An 18532-nucleotide genomic window follows, 5' to 3' on the forward strand; every position below is an offset into this window, starting at 1 on the left:
AATCATGTATGGTTCACATTAACTGTCGTATTTATCGATAATATAACCGTGCACAGCGAGGAGTTGTTCGCCGAATTTTGAAACTTCACCGTTTTCGACTTCATGCTCTAAAACATAATCTGTGATAAAATGCTCCAATTCGATTAAGTCATCGTCGTCGCTGTAGTCTTTTTCAGGATCGTACGGTGCACTTATACGTTTAAGAAGATTGGATTGTTTTTCTGACAATTCGATTTTTAACATTTAATCACCTCTTGTTATATTTTTTCAAGTCTCTTTTTCCGGTTTTCCAGCCGGTTATAACATAGCCTGTTTCGGGGTTGTATGCAATCGTTGCTTTTTTGCCAATATATTGCTGTGTTCTCTTAATGCAGCAAACGGTTTTTACGAACGCGGCACTTTATACAGCTCATCCGATTTCGGCGCGCGCAAAACGCTCATCGTTTCGGTTTCCTGTTTTTCGTTTTTGTAAATCAGGCGTTTCAGCGGGTTTGCGGCAATTTCTCCGATGACGGCGGCCGGGATATTTTTTTCTTTCAGTTTTTCTAAAACAAGTTCCGGATTCGGCGTTGTCATAATCATGGTGCCGCTTGCAATCAGCCGGTACGGATTCAAATTGTAAAATTCACAGATTTTTTTCGTCTCATCCGTTATCGGAATGTTTTCCTCATAGACGATGATGCCCGTTTTGGACGCTTCCGCCGTCTCCCACAGCGCGCCGTAAAGCCCGCCTTCCGTGATGTCATGCATGGAATGAATGATTTCCGGGCCCAGTTCGCCTGCAGCGGCGCCTTCTTCAATCACGCTGATTTGAGAAATCATCGACTGCGCTTTTTTGACAAACGCTTCGCCGAATTCTTTCTTCAATTCTTCTTCTTTTTCAAAAGCAATAATTGCGGTTCCCTCGGGCGCCGCGGTTTTTGTCATAATAATCTTATCGCCCGGAGCGGCGCCGGATGAACTGATGACATTATTCTTATTTGAAATGCCGACGGCAGTCGTGTTAATCACAATTCTTGCAACGGCATCCGTCACTTCCGTGTGGCCGCCGATAATGCTGACATTCAATGCGGTTGCGGTTTCCGCGATTTCTGCCATGATTTTGTCCAAATCGTCTTCCGTTGATTCGGGCGGCAGAAGAATTGTGACCAAAAGGCCGAGCGGGCGGACGCCGCAGGAAGCAATGTCGTTGCAGGAAACATAGACGGCAAGTCTTCCGATTTCTTTTGCCGTTCCCGTAATCGGATCGCAGGAGAGAACAAAAAACTGATCTCCGATATCTAAAATCGCGCAGTCTTCACCGATTCCCGGCGAGACTTTTACCTTTTCATCAAAGTTTTTCAGCTTTTGAAAAACAATTTTTTCCAAAAGGTCGTGGGGCACTTTTCCGATATCCATAATTTCTGTTTCCAAAGTTCTTTTCCAAAGTTTTTCCAAGTTCTTTTTCAAAGTTTTTTCCAATTCTTTTCAAAGTTTTTTTCCGGTTCTTTTCCAAAGTTCTATTCGTAAAAATGATTTTTTTTATTTAAATTCACGCTTCGCCGAATATTTTTGAAAACAAAGTCTTTGCCTTTACATGACATTTTTCCCTGTAAACGCATTTCGGGCACAAAAAAATGTTTTTCTCGCGCGGCATTTTCCCTTTTTTGATGTCTTTGATTTTTCGGACGGCGCGAAAAACTTTTCTTCGGTCCTGCGGCCGAATTCGAATCATTCGATAATCTCCGAAGTAATCAATGACGGCGCCGTCGGATACAAATTGCCGCCCGAATTCATTTTTCAATATCATCAAATAAGCTGCCGCCGTTATTCTGTCCGATTCCCAAACACCGTTTGACGGCGCGCTTGAAATTTTAATTAAATACGGCAGCCGTTTTTCATCAATCATTAAAACTTTGGGCGGCGTTCCCGTCAAATCCGCTTTTGGGAAATAAAATGTTTTTTCAATATTTATCGGGGCGGCGACAAATTCAAAAATCTCCGTTCCATCTCTTCGGATTACGGAATCAACATTCGCACACAGCTTTTCGATTTTGTCCCGAACTTGTTCTGCTTTTTCGGCTTCTTCGGCTTCTTCTGTAACGTTCGTCTGTTTCTCTTCGAATTCCTGCTGCTCTTTTAAAATTTCAATTCTTAAATCTTCCAGCTGTTTTTTAAATTCATTATTTTCGGCAAAAACGACATCCGGGTTTTCATCAATCTGTTCCGAAACAAGAGCCGGCAGTTCCAAACAAATTTCCCGCCAAACCTTGTTTTCAAAAACCCCGGCTCGGCTGTCGCCAAACAATAAATCCGGATGTCCTTTTTTTTCGGCGGAATATTTGAAATACAATTGTTTCGGACATGCCGACCAAATTCGAATTTCAGAGACAAAAACTGTTTTTTCATTTTTTTCATTTTTTTCATTCTTTTCATTCTTTTCATCTTTTTCTTTTTTATTCTTTTTTTGAAACATGATTTGTATTCAAAAAGTCAAACTATTTTCAGATTGCGTTTTTTTCAAAATCGATATCTTTAAATGCAAATTTTTTAAATTCAAATTTTTTAAATTCAAATTCTTTGAATGTAAACTTTTTTCAAACTCGGTCTCCGTTTTTTGAATTTTTCGGAAGTTTGTCCCGCCTGCGCGCGCGGCAGGACAGCCGCAGAATGACCGGAAGCTGAGATACATTTATATTGAAATCATTCGTTTTTCCTTTGTCATGACAGACAACGAAGCTTTCGAAAATTTAAAGAAAAGACTTGCCGAAAAAATGGCGGGGGAGATTACGCTCTCCGAGAAGCCCGGCGAATGTCTCAAAAAATGGCGATTGAATTTTGAAGTTTCTCAAACGGACATTTCGAATTCTTTACAGGTTTCGCCCTCGGTTATCAGTGATTATGAGTCCGGCCGGCGTAAATCTCCGGGAACGCTCATGGTCAGCAAAATCGTTGAATCGCTGCTCGCAATCGACACGGAACGCGGCGGCCAAAAAATTCACGCTTATGAAACAATGCTGACGGCCGACAGTTCCAAAGAATCCATCTATTCCACTTACGAATATTCCATTCCGATCCAATTCCAAAAATTGGTTTCTCTTCTGGACGCTCAAGTCCTCTACCGCGGCATGGAACGTCCGCTTTACGGTTTTTCGGTCGTTGACAGTAAGCGTTCCATTTTGGAAATGACGTCTTACGAATTCCAGCGCCTTTACGGCTGGAGCACCGACCGCGCGATGGTTTTTACCAAAGTGTCCACCGGCAAGTCTCCGCTTGTCGCCATTCGCGTCACAAACTTAAAGCCCGGCGCAATCGTTCTTCACGGCCTGTCCAAAGACGAAGTCGATCCGATGGCCGTTAAAATGGCGGAAGTCGACAGAATTCCGCTTCTCTGCACGACAAAAGATTTGGACGAAGCCATCGCCGAGCTGAAAAAATACGGTCAGTATTCAATTAAAGGAATTTAATTTCCTTTCCGTTTCCGTTTTTCAAAAATAGAATTTTGTTCGGCTGCAGTTATTTGATTTGTTTGTTCGTCAGCGGATTACTTATTGATTATTTGTTCCATTTGACTTGAATTTATTTGATTATTTGTTTGTCATTTGATTGTTTATTTGATTTGATTATTTATTTGAATATTATTCGGCTGTTATTTGATTCATTTATCTGATTCATTTATTTGATTCATTCATTTGATTGTTTATTTGTTATTTGATCATTCATTTGATTGTTTATTTGTCCGCATTTGCTGAAATTGCGGTTTACTTTAAAAAAAGGTGTTCATAATAATGACAGAAACAACCCCCGGTTCATTGTCGGCAGAAACTGAAAAAACAGATTGTAAAACATTTCGGAAAAACATCAATCAACTTTCCCGAACCTTATTTTTTTACGGGCTGCTTATGTTTGTTCCGCTGCTCGTTTTCCTTTTGTTTCAAAATCCGGACCTTCCTGAGGAGGAACTTTATAAGACCGCCGAAAACGGCTGGCTGATCATTGCAGGGCTTTGTCTCGGCATGATTCTCATTCTGCTTTTTCGAAAAAAAGAATTCCTTTCAGATCTGACAAAAAAGAATAAATCAATGACCGCGCGGGCTTTTGTCGCTCTTTTCTTCTGCTTCATGCTGGCTCAGCCGTTTTTCTTTGCTTTGAGCGGGCTTTTTGAAGCGTTTTTGAATCTGTTCGGCCTGACAAATCTGGAAGCCATTGAAGCCGTATCTTCTGTCAGCATGACTTTTTCCATGTTTTTGTATGCTTCGTTTTTGGGACCGATTGCCGAAGAAATTGTTTTCCGCGGCGCGATTCTCAGATTCCTCGAAAAATACGGAAAAGTTTATGCCATCGTCGTTTCGGCAATTCTGTTCGGCGTTTTTCACGCCAACTTTACGCAAAGTATTTTCGCCGTTCTCGTCGGTTTGGTTCTCGGGTACGTTGCGATTGAATACTCTTTAAAATGGGCCGTTTTGCTTCATGTCATCAACAATTTTGTGTTTTCCGATCTGCTCGGCCGCCTTTTTGAATATTTGGATCCTTCCGCCTCCGACCTGATGCTTTACGTGATTTACGGCATTTTCCTGGTCGGCGGAATTGCCGTTTTATTCTTCGGGCGGAAGCAAATAAAATCTGATTTGTCTCAGAATAAAACCGGTAAAAAAGTTTGGCGCCATACGTTTACGGCTTTTTGGACGGTTGTTTTCATTGCCTTTAATTTGATTATGGCGCTGACGGGAATTACCGCGCTTGCGACATGATTCATTTGCGCGGTTTGTATTAATTTATATTCGTATTCGCATTCGGGTTCGCATTCGTATTTGGATTTGCCGTGTCCTGCCGCGCTTTGCCGCGCGCGGGCCGCTGCATTTCTAATAATTAATCACGAATCCGATTTCGTTTTTCATTCGTTTCTTTTTTGTTTTGATCTTTTTTTCGTTTTTAGTTTTCTTTTTTATTTTTCGTTTTTTTCGTTTTGCTTTTTGTTTTTCGGGCGTTTTGAAAAATAATCTGTAATGTTTTATCCGGTATTTGTTTTAATTATCAAATAGCCGTATTTTTTGCCGAATCCGTTCTAAATTTCACGTCAATTAACGAAATCGTCTACGTTACTTTTATATACCACGATTTCATCTTTTGCAGTAAGTGCTTCGGGGTATGTCGCTTTGAGTTTTCAAAGGGCATCCGAAGTCAAGAGGTAATGCTCTAAACAGACAGAAGAAATGGTTTAAAAAATTAAAAAACGGTATTATATGAGGAAAAAACGAAAACCTGCACTGAGAAATCGCTGCCGCCTGAACACTTCGAACCCGTCGGGCCGGCAGCAGATTTTTCGGTCTGTTTCGAAGCCATAAAATAAACAATTTAATAAATCCGTAAAATCGGTCGTATTTTTCAATCTTTTCCGATTCGCCACAGAGGAATATTACTTTGTTTCTCAATGTTTTTACGATCGGCCTTGGTTGTTTTTTCACCGGTTTGGTTAATTGTTTATGAAGCACAGGACAGTTCAGAACAGAACTGAAACAACAACTTAACCGAAAAATTTGATGACTGCCTGAATCCGAATCGGATATTTTTTTGCAGTCATTATTCGACACAAAAGGTGAATAAATTGACAGTTGGAATTGTTTCCTACGGCGCTTACATTCCCCGTTACAGAATCAAAACCGAAGAAATTGCTAAGGTTTGGGGCGGAGATGCCGAAATTTTAAAGAACGGTTTAAAAGTCTATGAGAAATCCGTTCCTGATGTTGACGAAGATGCGGCAACGATTGCCGTTTCCGCAGCCCGAAATGCAGTCAACCGCGTCGGTCTTGACGCGCAGAGAATCGGAGCGGTCTACACCGGTTCCGAAAGCCACCCGTATGCGGTGAAACCCACCAGTACAATCGTTGCCGAAGCAGTCGGCGCATCGCCCGACATGACAGCGGCAGACTTTGAATTCGCATGTAAAGCAGGTTCTGCAGCCGTCCAGGTCTGTATGGGTCTTGCCGGCTCCGGCATGGTCGACCTCGGCCTTGCAATCGGCGCCGATGTTTCCCAAGGCGCTCCGAACGACGCGCTCGAATACACGGCAGCAGCCGGCGGTGCCGCATTCATTATCGGCAGCAAAGAATCCGAGCTTATCGCCGTTATCGAAGACACATACTCTTTTACAACCGACACGCCCGACTTCTGGAGACGCGAACACCAGCACTATCCGAAACACGGCGGTCGTTTCACGGGTGACCCCGGTTACTTCAGACACGTGACAAGCGGTGCCAAAGGTCTTCTTAAAAAGATGGGCACAAAACCCGAAGACTACGACTATGCAGTTTTCCACCAGCCCAACGGCAAATTCCCCGAAAGAGCCGCGCAGATGCTCGGCTTCACAAAAGAACAGATCAAACCCGGACTTGTCGTCCCGAGACTCGGAAACACTTACTCCGGTTCCTGTTTGATGGGTATCGCCGCAACGCTTGACATTGCAAAGCCCGGAGAAAGAATCTTCGCAACCGCTTACGGTTCAGGCGCAGGATCTGACGCATTCAGTATCCGTGTCACCGACAAGATCGAAGAATTCCGCGGCAAAGTTCCGACCGTTGAAGAATTGCTTGCTGATCCGATTTACTTGGACTACGGTAAATATGCGCACCACAAAGGTAAGATCAATTTCGGATGAGGTGAAAAAATGAGAGAAGTAGCAATTGTCGGTGCAAAGACAACCGAATTCGGAGAACTCTGGGAGCAATCCTTAAGAGACATTGTCGTTGAAGCCGGTGTCGGCGCCATTGAAGACGCAGGCATTTCAGGCGAACAAATTGATATGATGTACGTCGGCAACATGAGCGGCGGAAAATTCATCGAGCAGGAACACTTGGGCGCATTGATTGCGGACTATTCCGGTCTCGCAAAAGGCTTGAACGTCGCTTCCACGCGTGTTGAAGCAGCCTGTGCTTCCGGCGGTCTCGCCCTTCGCCAGGCGATCATGGCCGTTTCATCCGGCTACAGCAATGTGGCAATCGCGGCCGGTGCCGAGAAGATGACGGACATTGACGGATCAGGCGTGACGGACGCACTCGCGGCCGCAGCAGACCGTGAATGGGAAGGCATTCAGGGTGCCACGTTCCCGGGCATTTACGCAATGATTGCGAGAATGCACATGGAAAAATACGGCACAACCAGCGAGCAGCTGGCAGCTGTTGCCGTGAAGAACCACGACAACGGTATGAACAATCCGATTGCCCAGTTCAAGAGCAAACTCACAATCGAACAGGTTTTGAAATCGATTATGGTTTCCGACCCTCTTCACATCTTAGACTGCTCACCGGTCTCTGACGGCGCTGCCGCAGTGATTGTTGTGCCCGCTGATGAAGCGCACAAATACACGGACACTCCGATTTACATCAAAGCCAGTGCTCAGGCAAGCGACACCATCGCACTCCACGACAGACGCGACATCACAACATTGGATGCCACCGTTGCCGCCGGGAAGCGTGCTTATGAAATGGCCGGTCTCGCTCCGAAAGACATCAACTTTGTTGAAGTCCACGACTGTTTCACAATCGCCGAAATCTGCGCGATTGAAGACCTCGGCTTCTTTGAGAAAGGACAAGGCGGTCCGGCTTCCCTTGCCGGTGAAACCGCGCTTAACGCAAAGATCTCCGTGAACCCCTCCGGCGGTTTGAAATCAACCGGTCACCCTGTCGGTGCCACCGGTGTCAAGCAGGCTGTTGAAGCTGTCCACCAGCTCCGCGGCGAAGCCGGCAAACGCCAGGTTGACGGTGCAAAGTACGGTATGACACACAATGTCGGCGGCTCCGGCGCAACGTCTGTGGTTCATATTTTCTCAAATGAGAGGTGATTAAGATGACAGTACCAAGATTCTGGAGAGAACAGCCGAGCAGATACAACCTTATCGGCTCTCACTGCAAGACGTGCGGCAACTACTATTATCCGATCAGAAACCTCTGTCCGGAATGCCGCCGTGACGGCGATATGGAACAGTACAAATTCAAAGGAACCGGTAAAATCGTGACTTACACCGTCACGCACACCTCCTCCGACGAATTTTCCGACTTGGTTCCGTATGCGCTTGCGATTGTCGAACTCGACGAAGGCGCCAAGCTCACAACACAAATCGTTGACGAGCCCGACAAAGTCGCAACCGGAAAACGCGTTCACAGCGTTTTCAGAAAACTCGGAAGCGACGGCGATGCCGGTATCATTTACTACGGTACCAAATTCGAACTCGACAAAGAATAATTGAATGAAAATTCAAGACCGGATGGAAATTCAGATTGGATAAAACTTCCTTTATCGAATGGAAATTCAGGTGTTGAATGAAAATTCATTTTCAAAAACTTTTGATTAAATAAAAACGAAGCCCCGATTTATCGGGGCTTTTTTTTGGTTTGTCTTATCAATTTTATTTTCTTAAAATTTCAAACATTTTCCGAATAATATAAATATATCTCTTTGTATTTTTTCATAAAGAGGTTTATTTAATGGAAAAAACTTGGTTCTTTTTTGGTTTTATCATATTGTTTGTTTTGTCTGTTTTTTCAGGCTGTATCGGAGAAGAGGCGCCTTTTGGCGGCGGCCTCCCGGCCACTGTCACTGAATTTAAAACCGGCGCGCCAAACAATGTCCCTTCCGGCGGCAATTTAATTCAATATCAATGGAACGGGTCGTCTTCGCCGCAAATCTATACAGAAGACGAACTTTACAATATTTCCGATCAAATTACTTACGTTACCGTCAAAGAGATTTTGCCTTCCAAGTGGTCTACCGAAGACGGGAAAATACCGGACGGGTTTTATGACCGTGCAGCAGCGGATGAAAACGGAATCTTTTCTGCATCCGGCGACGAATATATCTATACACTCGTTAATTTTTCCATTTACGATATGGTTCGCGGCCAGTACGGAACTTCTATTCCGCGTCAAATTAAAATTTACGGCGGGCAAGTTGACGATGTCGTTATGGCGCAGAGTGAAGGTTCCCCGAATGCTTGGGATTTAGAACCTGGCAAAATGTATTTGTTTGCTTTTAAAGAAACGGATTCGGAAGGGGTTTACACAGTTTTGCAGTACGGAATTTGGAATGTAACGCCTAAACCTGACAGATATGCCGTCAATCCTGACAAATACGGGTTGAATCCGCTTCGCAAAAATGTTTCCGTTTTCTATACCGATGATTATAATATCCCGCCGCTTCCGGGTCATTTAATCGGAGAAGAAGATGAAAACGGCTCGGCTCCTGTTTATATGACACAAACAACGGTCTGTTTTGCTTACGAAAGCCCCAAAGCAGCGGCAGCTCGGATTAAAAATGATTCGACCGTTGTTTTTTACGGGACCGTTAAAGAAATTTTGCCGGCAATTGAAAAGGATTCCATTTCCACGCCGGTTGTATTTACGGTTGATGATTCTGTCAAAGGAAATGTTTCGGGAGATGTTTATGTTAAAATCCTCGGCGGATATGCCGAAAATTCGGGTTTCCTCATTGATCTCGGTCCGTACAATCCGAATCCCTGGGATTTTAAAGTCGGCGATAAGTATCTGATTTATTCGGATCAGTCGGAAACATATACATTGAAATCCGGTGAGAAAGTTTCGTATTACGGCATTGCGCATTGCGGTATTTTTGTTGTTAATGAATAAGGTGAAATCATGAAGCTGAAAGTTTATTTTGTTTTATTTTTGCTTGTTTTGTGCAGCGTTGTTTCTGCCGGATGTTTCGAAGCGCCTGCCGAAACATTCAGGTTTGAAAATTTAGATGCCCCCGGCGGCAAGATTGTTAATTCGCTTCCGATTTTGAATTTGTATAATTTCCCGACGGGAAAAGTTTTGCTTCAGCACAGCATTTATAATTCCGGTTTCCCGACAACCAATTGTTCACGGCCTTGGCTTTTGCCGATGCAGCAAGTTGAGTCTGCCGATGCTGTCATTTACGGCCATATTAAAGAAGTCAAAGAAGCTGTTTGGGATACGGAAGACGGCAAAGCACCGGAAGGGTACATGGCGCCGACATTATGGACTGACGAAGACGGCCGCGCTCATGTTCGATACGATACCGACAATCGCGGTCATATCCTGTACACTTAGGTCGTTTTTGAAATTGACGAGCTTGTTAAAGGCGATTTGGGAGACGAGGTGACAGTCTGTCTTTTCGGCGGGGAAGCCGAAGATTCAATTGTTTTTTATCGTGAATCCGGTCCGGGGCCGTGGGATTTCCAAAGAGTCACGGTTTACCTGCTGTATTTGTCCAAAACGTCTTCTCAATGCGATCCCGTGACAACCCAAGATCAAGACGCTTATTTTGTTATGTTTAACGGTCAATATTATGTGACAGGCGATTAATGATTTCAAATGGTAAACTAGATTGTGAATAAATATGAGCTGTTTCTTTTTTGACAGCTCTTTTCTTTTTCTTCTTTTTTCTTTTGTTTTTTTCCTTTTGCTTTTTTTCTTTTGCTTTTTTTTCTTGCTTTTTTTCTTGCTTTTTTTCTTGCTTTTTTTCTTTTTATCAGCAAGATACAAATGAAATTGATTTTTAAATTGTTTCTTTTGAATCATTTTCTCTTATGTTGTTTCAAACAGATTCAAAATGACTTCAATTCTTTTTGCACTTTAAGAAATGAATAAATATATAAAAATCGTATTAATAATATATATGCAGCAGAATGCTGTATGTTTTAATTTATTTATGAAAAATGAATCCATTAATACAGGAGCTTCCTTTATGAAAAAAGTTTTAGTGCTCGGCTTATGCCTGGTGCTTTGTGCGGTTTTAGCAGCCGGCTGTCTCGGCGGCGATGATGCGGGTGATAATACAACCGCGCCGCCTGCACCGATTGCACCGCCGGCAGACACGGCAATGTACCGCGGCAATGTGACAAACATTTCAACGGCAAACAATGAAACAATCATGACTTTAGCGCAGGTAAACGGAACAAATTACGGCGCTGCCAATATGAATTTCGTTTTCGGCGACAACTCCAAAGCAAATTTCAATCTGACGGACTTGAAAGTCGGCCAATACATTGAAGTTTATTACGGCATTCCCGCCGGAGATGTCAGGCCCGATCCGGCAACTGTTGTTGTTGCCAATGTTCTTCCGAATGCGGATCTGGTTGTTTACAGCGGCGAAATCGTGAATGTGACGCCGGCAGTTAATGTCAGCAATTCAACGTATGTCGGAAAACTCGAAGTCAAACTTGAAAACAACACGACAATGATTTTCAATTGCGGCAACAGCACGCAGTTTTACATGAATATGTCTGATGTTGCGGCAGGCACAAAAGTCAGCATTTACGGCAATTGGGTGATTCAAACCAGTATGCCGCCGCAGACAACGGCTTATGAAGTCAGAACTTATTCTGAATGAATTATTGAAAGCGGAAAGGAAATCTTTTGATTTTCTTTCTTTTATATTTATTTTTGTTTACATCCGTCTCGTTTTTTTGTTTTTGTTTATTTCTTCTCGTTTTTTATTTTTGTTTATTTTTTCTCGTTTTTGTCTTTTTTGTTTATTTTCTTTGTTTTTCTGTGATTTTATTCCGTTTCGAATAAATAATTTTATAACGATTCATTGCAGTGAGTTTTATAATCTTTTTTAATTTTTAATTTATTTCTAAAAGGTGTTGAAAATGAAATGGTTTAAAGCGGGTTTAATTTTGTTTTTTTGTGCGGTTTTATTTTCAGGATGTTTAGGAATCAATGATTCCGAAAATCAGCAAATTGACGCTTCCGGTCAAAAAATCGGCTCGTTCAGCGGTGAAATTGTCGGTATGTCTGCTGCCGGCGATGAAACAATCATTACTGTTCAAAACAGATCTGACTCTCATTATGATTTTTTGACAATGGATCTTGTTCTTAACAATGAGACAAGCAGCAATATCAACACCACCGATACTTACAAATTAGACATCGGCCGATTCATCTATGTAAAATATTCCGTTCCTGAAAAATATGATTTGTCGGTTCCGTTCATTGTGACGCACGCCCATGTTTTTTCAGAACGCGGCGGCGGTTTAATTCCGCATGAAGGGCTTATTGATAAAATCGAATCAGACCCTGATGTTCTCGGAAAAGGAAGAATTCTTCTGAACGATACTTCCGAGCCACATGATGCGCTTTCTTATTTCTCATATGCGCCTTCAACATATTTTTCTGACGACATTGAAGAAGGAATGCAAGTTATAATTTATGCCGATCCCGTTATGCTTACAAGTTACCCCGGCCAAGGCTGGGCATATGAAGTTTGGCCGTATACGGCAGAACGATAAATCAAACGGAATGATTTCTTTTTGTTTTATTTTTGTTTTTATTTACTTTCTTCTCGTTTTTTTTGTTTTTGTTTTTTCTTTGTTTTGTTTTTGTTTTTGTTTTGTTTTGTTTTTGTTTTTGTTTTGTTTTGTTTTTGTTTTTGTTTTGTTTTGTTTTGTTTCGTTTTTTCTTTCATTTTTAAATATTCGACAATTTCTAATTTTATCGACAATTTTTATTCTTTCGAACGGTCCAAATTGACATGATTTATCATTATCTTTTTTGGAATTTCAAAGCGGATTTTATTTGATATTGTCATTCTCATAAATTTTTAGCGTCGCTTGTCATTGAAAATATCTTCCTCTTTTTTTGAATTTATCATTTGTTTTAAGTGATTGTTTACTTCTTTTTCGGATTTCGTCAGTAAACGAAACCCATATATACGGGAGAGAGGTTTATCGACTAATAACGAACAGCGAATCGTTGTGGTTGACGTTTTCGCCGTTTAAGTTTGTTGTGTTTATCTGAATTATCAAAAATGATTCAAAAATCAATTTACATTGGGTTGGCAAAAAACTATGCTCATGACAGTTGAACCGATTGGAAGTATCCGAAAATCGGCGAATAAAACAGAAATCCTCATCTATTCCGAGTTTGAACAAGTTGTCACAAACATGGTTCAAAAATTCGGCAATAGTCCCGAGAGAGGACAAAAACTTCTTGTTGTCCATAAAAGCAAAGACGGCGTTAATCAATTAAAAGTCACGGAAGCGACATTAATCGAACGCAACGGCAATTTACTCACTGTTTCTAAAATGGATGCCTCCGAAGGTCCGGTGGTCGACATCTCAACACAGCCTTCAAGCTGATGAAAAACTCTTCTTCTAAAATCAATTCACAATGAAAACTTTCTCTTTTCAAAAAAGTTTCTTCCAGATTCAAAAAAGTTTCTTCCAAATTCAAAAACGGTCACTCAACATTTTTCAATGTTCATTCTAAATCTGATTCCGGCTCAAAAACCGAATCAAATCCGTTTTCTTTTTCAATTGTCTCTTTCCCGTGAACAATTTCTCTCAATTTCAAAACATGATTGTACAAGCTTTCAACATCTTTGATTTCCCGTTTTGAATAAAAAAGCAATTTTTCACGCTGAGACGTATCAACAGGAACATCCAGATTTTTCAGCTGAATTTCTAATCGGGAAGCCAAAATGCCGCCTTTTCGGTCCCAATCGGTCAAAATAATCGCGGTTTTTTTCTTTTCCGCAATTTTTTCGCAAAATTCGGCGGCCGGCTGATTGGCGCAGGGAATGATTTCGGCTGTGATTCCAAGATTCCGAAGCGAAATGATGTCTCTTCTGCCTTCGACGATGATTAAAAAAGAATCGATAGACAGATTTCTGTTTTCCGGAATATCGGTCAAATTTTCGTTTTTCCCGTTCAATTCATCCAAAACAGATTCAATTACTTCCAATGCGATTTTGTTTCGATCTCGGATTGTGTCTTGTTTCATAATTTGCCCGTCTCTCAAGCCAAAACAATTGTTTTTAAAATTATTTTAATTTTTCTTCCAATATTTTTTTAATTTCCGAAAAATCCACCCTTTCAATCCTCACCGTTTTTTTCGAACTTGTCATCCCGTTTTCAATCGAAACCGAAGAAGTTGAAACATTAAACAGCGCCGCGATTTCTTCAATAATCTGCTCGTTCGCCTTTCCTTTTTGCGGCGCCTGCGTAATTTTAACTTCAATGCGCTTACGCCATTCATTGTAGCCGCTCGGCACCTGAATCACTTTTGATCCCGGCGTCACTTCCAAATCAATCAAAACCGCGCCGTCTTTTTCCCGCAGCGCTTCTTCAAAAGACATATTTTCAAACTCGGATAAATTTTTCAAATTCAAACAAAGTTTCAGAATTTCAGCAGCGCTTCCTTTCCGGTCATACCGATCTTGACGCCTTTTTCTTCCGCTTTCTTTGTGACGGCGGCAACTTCCGCCGCCATCATATCTTCAAACGTTTGAACGCCCCGGACTTTGGCGGCGCAGGCAGACAGGCCGTCGGCAGCGGCAATGTCCAAAAAACCGCACGCTAAAAAAGATTTGTCGGCCGAACGAATCAAAAGAAACGGCGCAGCGTCCAATGAAATCGAATAAGCGTCAAATTCTTTTCCGTCGATGCTTAATTTCTCTGTTTTCATTCTGCTGCCTCTGTTTCGTTTTGTCTCTGTTTTGTTCCGTCTCTATTTTGTTCTGTCTCTGTTTCGTTCCATCCCTGTTTTGTTCCGTCTCGGATTTTTCAGCCGCGTGTCGTTACTTCACAGCCGTCTTCCGTGACAATGACGGTGTGTTCCGCCTGCGAAACCAAACCGCCTGAGACTTCCATCAATATCGGATAGCCGGTGATGATGCCTTCTCTTTCCAGCTGAATCAGCGCCAAATCCAATTTGTCACCGCTGAGCCAGCGCTTTGCAAAAGGAAGGCCGTTGTATGTATTGATTTGTTCCAAAACCTTTCGGACAAACGGCATTCTGGTTTGCTTCAGTTTGACCTGAGAATAAATTTCTTTGATGTGACCGTTGTCGATAAATCCTTCGCCGTCTGTTGCAAACGGTTCGATTGCGATTGTATCGCCTGCGCGCAGTTCCGCCCCGAATCCCGAATGTCTGACATTCGGAACAGACGGCTCGGCATGCGCCGTGTACTGCGCCAGCCCGTGACCCATCAGATTTCTGATCGGATTGAATCCGAGGCCGGTAATCGTATCCTCAACGGCCGCGCCGATTTGCTGCGTTGTCACGCCGGCTTTGACGGTGTCAAGCGCCGCTTTAAGTCCTTCTTCACTGGCTTTCACCAAATCGCCGTGCTTTCCCGACAAATCAATCGTCATCGCGCCGTCGGCAATGTAGCCGTCAACATGGACGCCAACATCCACTTTCACGACATCTTCGCCGAAAACACGCGTGTCATTCAAAAGCGGGGAATCATGGGCTGCGGCATCATTGAATGAGATATTTACCGGAAATGCCGATCCGTCGGCCAGCTCAAGGATGCGCTCGTCAATGAAGCGGGCGTATTCGTAAATATTCATTCCGATTTTGATTTTATCACGCGCTTCTTCCATAACCTGTTGATGAATTTTGCCTGCCGCTCTGTATTTGTCCAGAACTTCTTCCGTGTTGATTTGATTAATTTCCGGTTTTGTCATAATTGTAATTCCTGATATTGAAATGTAAATAAATTTGAATATAGATTGAAATAAATTTGAGTATAAATTATAAAAACGAATTAAATTGAATTAATTAAAATTTTTAAGATAATTCTAAAAGTCATTTTCTCTTATAAATTATATCTCAAAAATTTTCGGCAAGGTATTCAGATTCCTGCATCCGTCTTCCGTAATCACAATTGTGTCTTCAATCCGAATGCCTCCGATTTCCGGATAATAAAGTCCCGGCTCAATCGTAATCACGTTTCCAGGTTCCAAAATGTGCGGGTTGTCGGAAACCGACGGCGATTCGTGAATATCCAAACCGACGCCGTGACCCGTGGTATGAATAAATCCGACTTTTGAGCCGCTTCTGTATGTGTCGTATCCCGCTTCTTCCAAATAATCGCAAACAGCATTGTGAACCGCCGCGCAGGTAATGCCAGGCTTTGCCGTTTGAACACCGATTTCCTGTGCCCCTTTGACAACATCGTACATACGAATCAGCTCTTCGGAAACTTCTCCGCGGATAACGGTTCTTGTCATGTCTCCGAAATAACGGCTATATTTGTGCTGCGGGAAAATATCAATCACAATCGGATGATTTGCATAAAGCGAACCGTATGTTTTGGCGTGCGGGTCCGCGCTGTCGGGTCCGCAGGCAACAATCGTTTCATCATCGGCGCAATTATTTTCCATCAAAACACGCGCAATTTCCGAAAGAACCATTTTTCCGGTCAGCACCTGTCCGCCATAAACGAGTTTTCCGCTTCCCAAATCGTCAGGAGAGGATTTCTGAATCATTTCAATTGCTGCGCTCATCGCTTTTTCGGCGGCTTTCTGAGATTCGGCAATCTTTCCGATTTCTTCTGCTGTTTTGACAGAACGCGGTTTTTCAAACGGCGACTTCATTAAAACAACATCAATCCCTTCTTTTTGAAGCCTGTTGTAATAATAAGCCGGAAATTCATAAGAGACGGCAACCGTTTTTACATTCTTTTCCCCCGATATTTGTTTTAACACAAGCGTATACGCGAGATCTGCATCTTTTTGCGCTTTGACAAGATCACGATAATTGTAATCGGATGTCGTTTTTATTTTTTCATTCGGAACACGCGATTCGATATCTGCGCGTCCTTTTTCCATGTCCGAGACGAGCAATATTTCGTCGCCGTCTGCAGTGCGTAAATAAGAAAACGGGTCGGACGCCAAAAAACGCGTCGCGTAATAAATATCGCTGTCATGAATTGCGCCGTGCATCAAATAAGCATCGGCACCGGCATTTTTCAGTGCTTCCGAAATGTTTGCCGGCTCTGTTTTTTTCCTCGGCTGTTCTGTTATGTCAAGTTCTGAAATGTCTTCTAAAAGTGTCATGCTTTTAAAATAGGCGCCTGCCAATAAATATTTATTCAACCGGGCAAAGACCCAACCTTTTCAAAAACATCACTTTTTCAAAGGCACAATCTTTTCAAAGACATAAGTCATGATTTTGAATTTCCGGTCTTTTTTCGTTCGTTTCCAGCAGTTTTTGAAAATCTCTTAATTTCTTTTTGAGCAGATTTTTGTCAATGAGTTGAATTGTATATTCCGAAATCATTGTCGGCGATAAATTTCGATTCATTGCGTATTCGACAACTTCCTCTTCTTTTGTTGTGCAGAGAATCACACCGATGGCAGGGTTTTCATTTTGTTTTTTATATTCTTTGTCTAAAACTTCCAAATAAAAATTCATTTTTCCGAGATATTCCGGCTGAAATTTTCCAAGCTTTAATTCAAAAGCAACTAAACAATTCAATATGCGGTGGTAAAAAAGCAAATCAATATAAAAATCCGAGTTCCCGACCTGAATCCGAAACTCCTCACCGATGAACGAAAAATCTTTTCCGATTTCTAAAATAAAACTTTTCAAATTTTGAACAATAGCGTTTTTCAAATCTTTTTCAGAGTATATCTCCGGCAGATTCAAAAATTCTAAAACATAATTATCAAGAATCGGCGCGTTTTCAGCCGTTTTCAGCGATGCGGATTTAGAAAGCGTCACCCGTTCATAATAAGAACTTTCAATTTGGCGTTTCAGTTCTCTGGCCGAGTATTTCTCTCTGAGACATAAGCCGATATAAAATTCCTTCTCTTCTTTGCTTTTTGTGCTTGACAGTATAATCATGTGATTTGTCCAGCTGATTTGTGTCATCACTGCCGACACAAATTCATTTTCTTTATACGCCTCATAAAACTGGCGCATTCTGTATAAATTTCGTCGATCAAATCCTTTTAATTCAGGATACTGATTTTTAATTCTTTTAGAGGTTTCATCAATGAACGATTTTTCTCCGCCGGCTTCCAAAGTTTTCTCACTGAGATATTTTCCGACATTCCAATACAGTTGAATCAGTTCCGCATTGACGCTTTTAAGAACATTATATCGCGATTTTTCAACCATTTCCATAATTGCATAAATGTGCTTATCAATATCTATCATAAAAACCGAAAAAACAGTATCTGATTTAAGTTTTTTTAAAAAAATGAAAACAAATCAAAATCATATTTATTAAAATAAATTATATCAATTTGTTTTCAAACTCCAAATCTTTAATCCAAAGGCAGGAAACAAAAAATCCAATTTGTATCGGCAGCAGCGGCACAAACATTCCATACCGCAATTTTCTGCGAACTACAATTCCAAAATAATCGCCTAAGAATCAGATTGTGTCATCGCTGCCGACACAAATTCCATGCACCATTCTTCTTTTAAAATTTCAATTTCAATGACGAACCGCTCAAAAGTAGATTGTGTCATCACTGATGACACAAATTTCATGCGCCGTTCTTTTTCGTTTAAAATTTCAATTTCAATGACGAGAGGCTCAAAAATAGATTGTGTCATCACTGCTGACACAAATTCCATGCGCTGTTCTTCTTCATTTAAAATATCAATTCCAATGACGAGAGGCTCAAAAGTAGATCATGTCATCACTGCTGACACAAATTCCATGCACCATTCTTCTTTTAAAATTTCAATTTCAATGACGAACCGCTCAAAAGTAGATTGTGTCATCACTGATGACACAAATTTCATGCGCCGTTCTTTTTCGTTTAAAATTTCAA

General features: G+C 41.8%; 22 protein-coding genes. 11 read left to right on the forward strand and 11 right to left on the reverse strand.

All coding sequences use genetic code 11. The annotated features are described in order from the left end of the window. Window positions 1-18: 18 nt before the first annotated feature. The 3 genes from MmiAt1_RS01970 to MmiAt1_RS01980 form a co-directional block, all read right to left on the reverse strand. Window positions 19-243 (reverse strand): hypothetical protein, encoded by a 225-nt coding sequence (locus tag MmiAt1_RS01970; RefSeq protein ID WP_318785228.1) that lies wholly within the window; start codon window positions 241-243, stop codon window positions 19-21. A 141-nt stretch (window positions 244-384) separates the two neighbouring features. Next, window positions 385-1413 carry an AIR synthase family protein gene (locus MmiAt1_RS01975; RefSeq protein WP_318785229.1) on the reverse strand — a complete coding sequence of 343 codons (1029 nt, stop codon included), beginning with the start codon at window positions 1411-1413 and terminating at the stop codon, window positions 385-387. A 118-nt stretch (window positions 1414-1531) separates the two neighbouring features. Then, window positions 1532-2230 carry a CRISPR-associated protein Cas4 gene (locus tag MmiAt1_RS01980; protein WP_318785230.1) on the reverse strand — a complete coding sequence of 233 codons (699 nt, stop codon included), beginning with the start codon at window positions 2228-2230 and terminating at the stop codon, window positions 1532-1534. A 472-nt stretch (window positions 2231-2702) separates the two neighbouring features. Here MmiAt1_RS01980 and MmiAt1_RS01985 point away from each other — a divergent pair, with 472 nt between their 5' ends. The 10 genes from MmiAt1_RS01985 to MmiAt1_RS02030 all read left to right on the forward strand — a co-directional run bounded on the left by MmiAt1_RS01985 (window position 2703) and on the right by MmiAt1_RS02030 (window position 12244). After that, window positions 2703-3446 (forward strand): helix-turn-helix domain-containing protein, encoded by a 744-nt coding sequence (locus MmiAt1_RS01985; RefSeq protein WP_133517474.1) that lies wholly within the window; start codon window positions 2703-2705, stop codon window positions 3444-3446. Between the two features lie 321 nt (window positions 3447-3767). Further along, window positions 3768-4730 (forward strand): CPBP family intramembrane glutamic endopeptidase, encoded by a 963-nt coding sequence (locus MmiAt1_RS01990; RefSeq protein WP_318785231.1) that lies wholly within the window; start codon window positions 3768-3770, stop codon window positions 4728-4730. 854 nt (window positions 4731-5584) lie between these two features. Next, window positions 5585-6634 carry a hydroxymethylglutaryl-CoA synthase gene (locus MmiAt1_RS01995; RefSeq protein WP_318785232.1) on the forward strand — a complete coding sequence of 350 codons (1050 nt, stop codon included), beginning with the start codon at window positions 5585-5587 and terminating at the stop codon, window positions 6632-6634. 9 nt (window positions 6635-6643) lie between these two features. Continuing rightward, a complete protein-coding gene (locus tag MmiAt1_RS02000) occupies window positions 6644-7816 on the forward strand; it encodes an acetyl-CoA acetyltransferase (RefSeq protein ID WP_318785233.1) in 1173 nt (390 codons plus the stop codon). A gap of 5 nt (window positions 7817-7821) precedes the next feature. Next, window positions 7822-8217, forward strand: a complete 396-nt coding sequence (locus MmiAt1_RS02005) for a Zn-ribbon domain-containing OB-fold protein (RefSeq protein WP_318785234.1) — start codon at window positions 7822-7824, stop codon at window positions 8215-8217. 242 nt (window positions 8218-8459) lie between these two features. Further along, the gene (locus tag MmiAt1_RS02010; protein WP_318785235.1) at window positions 8460-9617 is read left to right on the forward strand and encodes a hypothetical protein; all 1158 of its coding nucleotides are present in this window, start codon (window positions 8460-8462) and stop codon (window positions 9615-9617) included. 9 nt (window positions 9618-9626) lie between these two features. Then, window positions 9627-10061: a hypothetical protein gene (locus MmiAt1_RS02015; RefSeq protein ID WP_318785236.1), complete on the forward strand. Its 435-nt coding sequence runs from the start codon at window positions 9627-9629 to the stop codon at window positions 10059-10061. A 48-nt stretch (window positions 10062-10109) separates the two neighbouring features. Next, window positions 10110-10316, forward strand: a complete 207-nt coding sequence (locus MmiAt1_RS02020) for a hypothetical protein (protein WP_318785237.1) — start codon at window positions 10110-10112, stop codon at window positions 10314-10316. A gap of 382 nt (window positions 10317-10698) precedes the next feature. Next, complete coding sequence (locus tag MmiAt1_RS02025; protein ID WP_318785238.1) at window positions 10699-11343, forward strand: hypothetical protein; 645 nt, start codon at window positions 10699-10701, stop codon at window positions 11341-11343. Between the two features lie 262 nt (window positions 11344-11605). Continuing rightward, window positions 11606-12244, forward strand: a complete 639-nt coding sequence (locus tag MmiAt1_RS02030; RefSeq protein ID WP_318785239.1) for a hypothetical protein — start codon at window positions 11606-11608, stop codon at window positions 12242-12244. Window positions 12245-12282: 38 nt separating this feature from the next. Here the strand turns inward: MmiAt1_RS02030 and MmiAt1_RS02035 are convergent, their stop codons facing one another. Continuing rightward, the gene (locus MmiAt1_RS02035; protein ID WP_318785240.1) at window positions 12283-12420 is read right to left on the reverse strand and encodes a hypothetical protein; all 138 of its coding nucleotides are present in this window, start codon (window positions 12418-12420) and stop codon (window positions 12283-12285) included. A 382-nt stretch (window positions 12421-12802) separates the two neighbouring features. Here MmiAt1_RS02035 and MmiAt1_RS02040 point away from each other — a divergent pair, with 382 nt between their 5' ends. After that, window positions 12803-13093 carry a hypothetical protein gene (locus tag MmiAt1_RS02040; RefSeq protein ID WP_318785241.1) on the forward strand — a complete coding sequence of 97 codons (291 nt, stop codon included), beginning with the start codon at window positions 12803-12805 and terminating at the stop codon, window positions 13091-13093. 121 nt (window positions 13094-13214) lie between these two features. On the opposite strand, the gene MmiAt1_RS02045 is transcribed toward MmiAt1_RS02040, so the two are convergent. From MmiAt1_RS02045 to MmiAt1_RS02075, 7 genes are all read right to left on the reverse strand, one after another. Continuing rightward, on the reverse strand, window positions 13215-13736 hold the full coding sequence (locus MmiAt1_RS02045) for a toprim domain-containing protein (protein WP_318785242.1): 522 nt from the start codon (window positions 13734-13736) through the stop codon (window positions 13215-13217). 40 nt (window positions 13737-13776) lie between these two features. Beyond that, complete coding sequence (locus MmiAt1_RS02050; RefSeq protein WP_318785243.1) at window positions 13777-14091, reverse strand: DUF167 domain-containing protein; 315 nt, start codon at window positions 14089-14091, stop codon at window positions 13777-13779. Window positions 14092-14132: 41 nt separating this feature from the next. Further along, entirely contained in the window at window positions 14133-14420 is a 288-nt protein-coding gene (locus MmiAt1_RS02055; RefSeq protein WP_318785244.1) for a YunC family protein, read from the reverse strand. A gap of 98 nt (window positions 14421-14518) precedes the next feature. Continuing rightward, window positions 14519-15427 carry a type II methionyl aminopeptidase gene (gene map / locus MmiAt1_RS02060; protein ID WP_318785245.1) on the reverse strand — a complete coding sequence of 303 codons (909 nt, stop codon included), beginning with the start codon at window positions 15425-15427 and terminating at the stop codon, window positions 14519-14521. A 138-nt stretch (window positions 15428-15565) separates the two neighbouring features. Further along, the gene (locus MmiAt1_RS02065; protein ID WP_318785246.1) at window positions 15566-16801 is read right to left on the reverse strand and encodes a Xaa-Pro peptidase family protein; all 1236 of its coding nucleotides are present in this window, start codon (window positions 16799-16801) and stop codon (window positions 15566-15568) included. Window positions 16802-16895: 94 nt separating this feature from the next. Then, entirely contained in the window at window positions 16896-17906 is a 1011-nt protein-coding gene (locus MmiAt1_RS02070; protein WP_318785247.1) for a PDDEXK nuclease domain-containing protein, read from the reverse strand. Window positions 17907-18119: 213 nt separating this feature from the next. Beyond that, window positions 18120-18332 carry a hypothetical protein gene (locus MmiAt1_RS02075; protein ID WP_318785248.1) on the reverse strand — a complete coding sequence of 71 codons (213 nt, stop codon included), beginning with the start codon at window positions 18330-18332 and terminating at the stop codon, window positions 18120-18122. Window positions 18333-18532: the final 200 nt, after the last annotated feature.

Origin of the sequence: Methanimicrococcus hacksteinii (genome assembly GCF_032714515.1) — an archaeon.
Taxonomy (GTDB): Archaea; Halobacteriota; Methanosarcinia; order Methanosarcinales; family Methanosarcinaceae; genus Methanimicrococcus; species Methanimicrococcus hacksteinii.

Excerpts from the sequence above, each read along its gene's own strand:
- MmiAt1_RS01970 (WP_318785228.1), bottom strand. The coding sequence starts at position 243 with ATGTTAAAAATCGAATTGTCAGAAAAACAATCCAATCTTCTTAAACGT.
- MmiAt1_RS01985 (WP_133517474.1), top strand. The coding sequence starts at position 2,703 with ATGACAGACAACGAAGCTTTCGAAAATTTAAAGAAAAGACTTGCCGAA.
- MmiAt1_RS01990 (WP_318785231.1), top strand. The coding sequence starts at position 3,768 with ATGACAGAAACAACCCCCGGTTCATTGTCGGCAGAAACTGAAAAAACA.
- MmiAt1_RS02000 (WP_318785233.1), top strand. The coding sequence starts at position 6,644 with ATGAGAGAAGTAGCAATTGTCGGTGCAAAGACAACCGAATTCGGAGAA.
- MmiAt1_RS02005 (WP_318785234.1), top strand. The coding sequence starts at position 7,822 with ATGACAGTACCAAGATTCTGGAGAGAACAGCCGAGCAGATACAACCTT.
- MmiAt1_RS02010 (WP_318785235.1), top strand. The coding sequence starts at position 8,460 with ATGGAAAAAACTTGGTTCTTTTTTGGTTTTATCATATTGTTTGTTTTG.
- MmiAt1_RS02015 (WP_318785236.1), top strand. The coding sequence starts at position 9,627 with ATGAAGCTGAAAGTTTATTTTGTTTTATTTTTGCTTGTTTTGTGCAGC.
- MmiAt1_RS02025 (WP_318785238.1), top strand. The coding sequence starts at position 10,699 with ATGAAAAAAGTTTTAGTGCTCGGCTTATGCCTGGTGCTTTGTGCGGTT.
- MmiAt1_RS02030 (WP_318785239.1), top strand. The coding sequence starts at position 11,606 with ATGAAATGGTTTAAAGCGGGTTTAATTTTGTTTTTTTGTGCGGTTTTA.
- MmiAt1_RS02035 (WP_318785240.1), bottom strand. The coding sequence starts at position 12,420 with ATGAAAGAAAAAACGAAACAAAACAAAACAAAACAAAAACAAAAACAA.
- MmiAt1_RS02040 (WP_318785241.1), top strand. The coding sequence starts at position 12,803 with ATGCTCATGACAGTTGAACCGATTGGAAGTATCCGAAAATCGGCGAAT.
- MmiAt1_RS02045 (WP_318785242.1), bottom strand. The coding sequence starts at position 13,736 with ATGAAACAAGACACAATCCGAGATCGAAACAAAATCGCATTGGAAGTA.
- MmiAt1_RS02050 (WP_318785243.1), bottom strand. The coding sequence starts at position 14,091 with ATGTCTTTTGAAGAAGCGCTGCGGGAAAAAGACGGCGCGGTTTTGATT.
- MmiAt1_RS02055 (WP_318785244.1), bottom strand. The coding sequence starts at position 14,420 with ATGAAAACAGAGAAATTAAGCATCGACGGAAAAGAATTTGACGCTTAT.
- map (WP_318785245.1), bottom strand. The coding sequence starts at position 15,427 with ATGACAAAACCGGAAATTAATCAAATCAACACGGAAGAAGTTCTGGAC.
- MmiAt1_RS02065 (WP_318785246.1), bottom strand. The coding sequence starts at position 16,801 with ATGACACTTTTAGAAGACATTTCAGAACTTGACATAACAGAACAGCCG.
- MmiAt1_RS02070 (WP_318785247.1), bottom strand. The coding sequence starts at position 17,906 with ATGATAGATATTGATAAGCACATTTATGCAATTATGGAAATGGTTGAA.
- MmiAt1_RS02075 (WP_318785248.1), bottom strand. The coding sequence starts at position 18,332 with ATGGAATTTGTGTCAGCAGTGATGACACAATCTATTTTTGAGCCTCTC.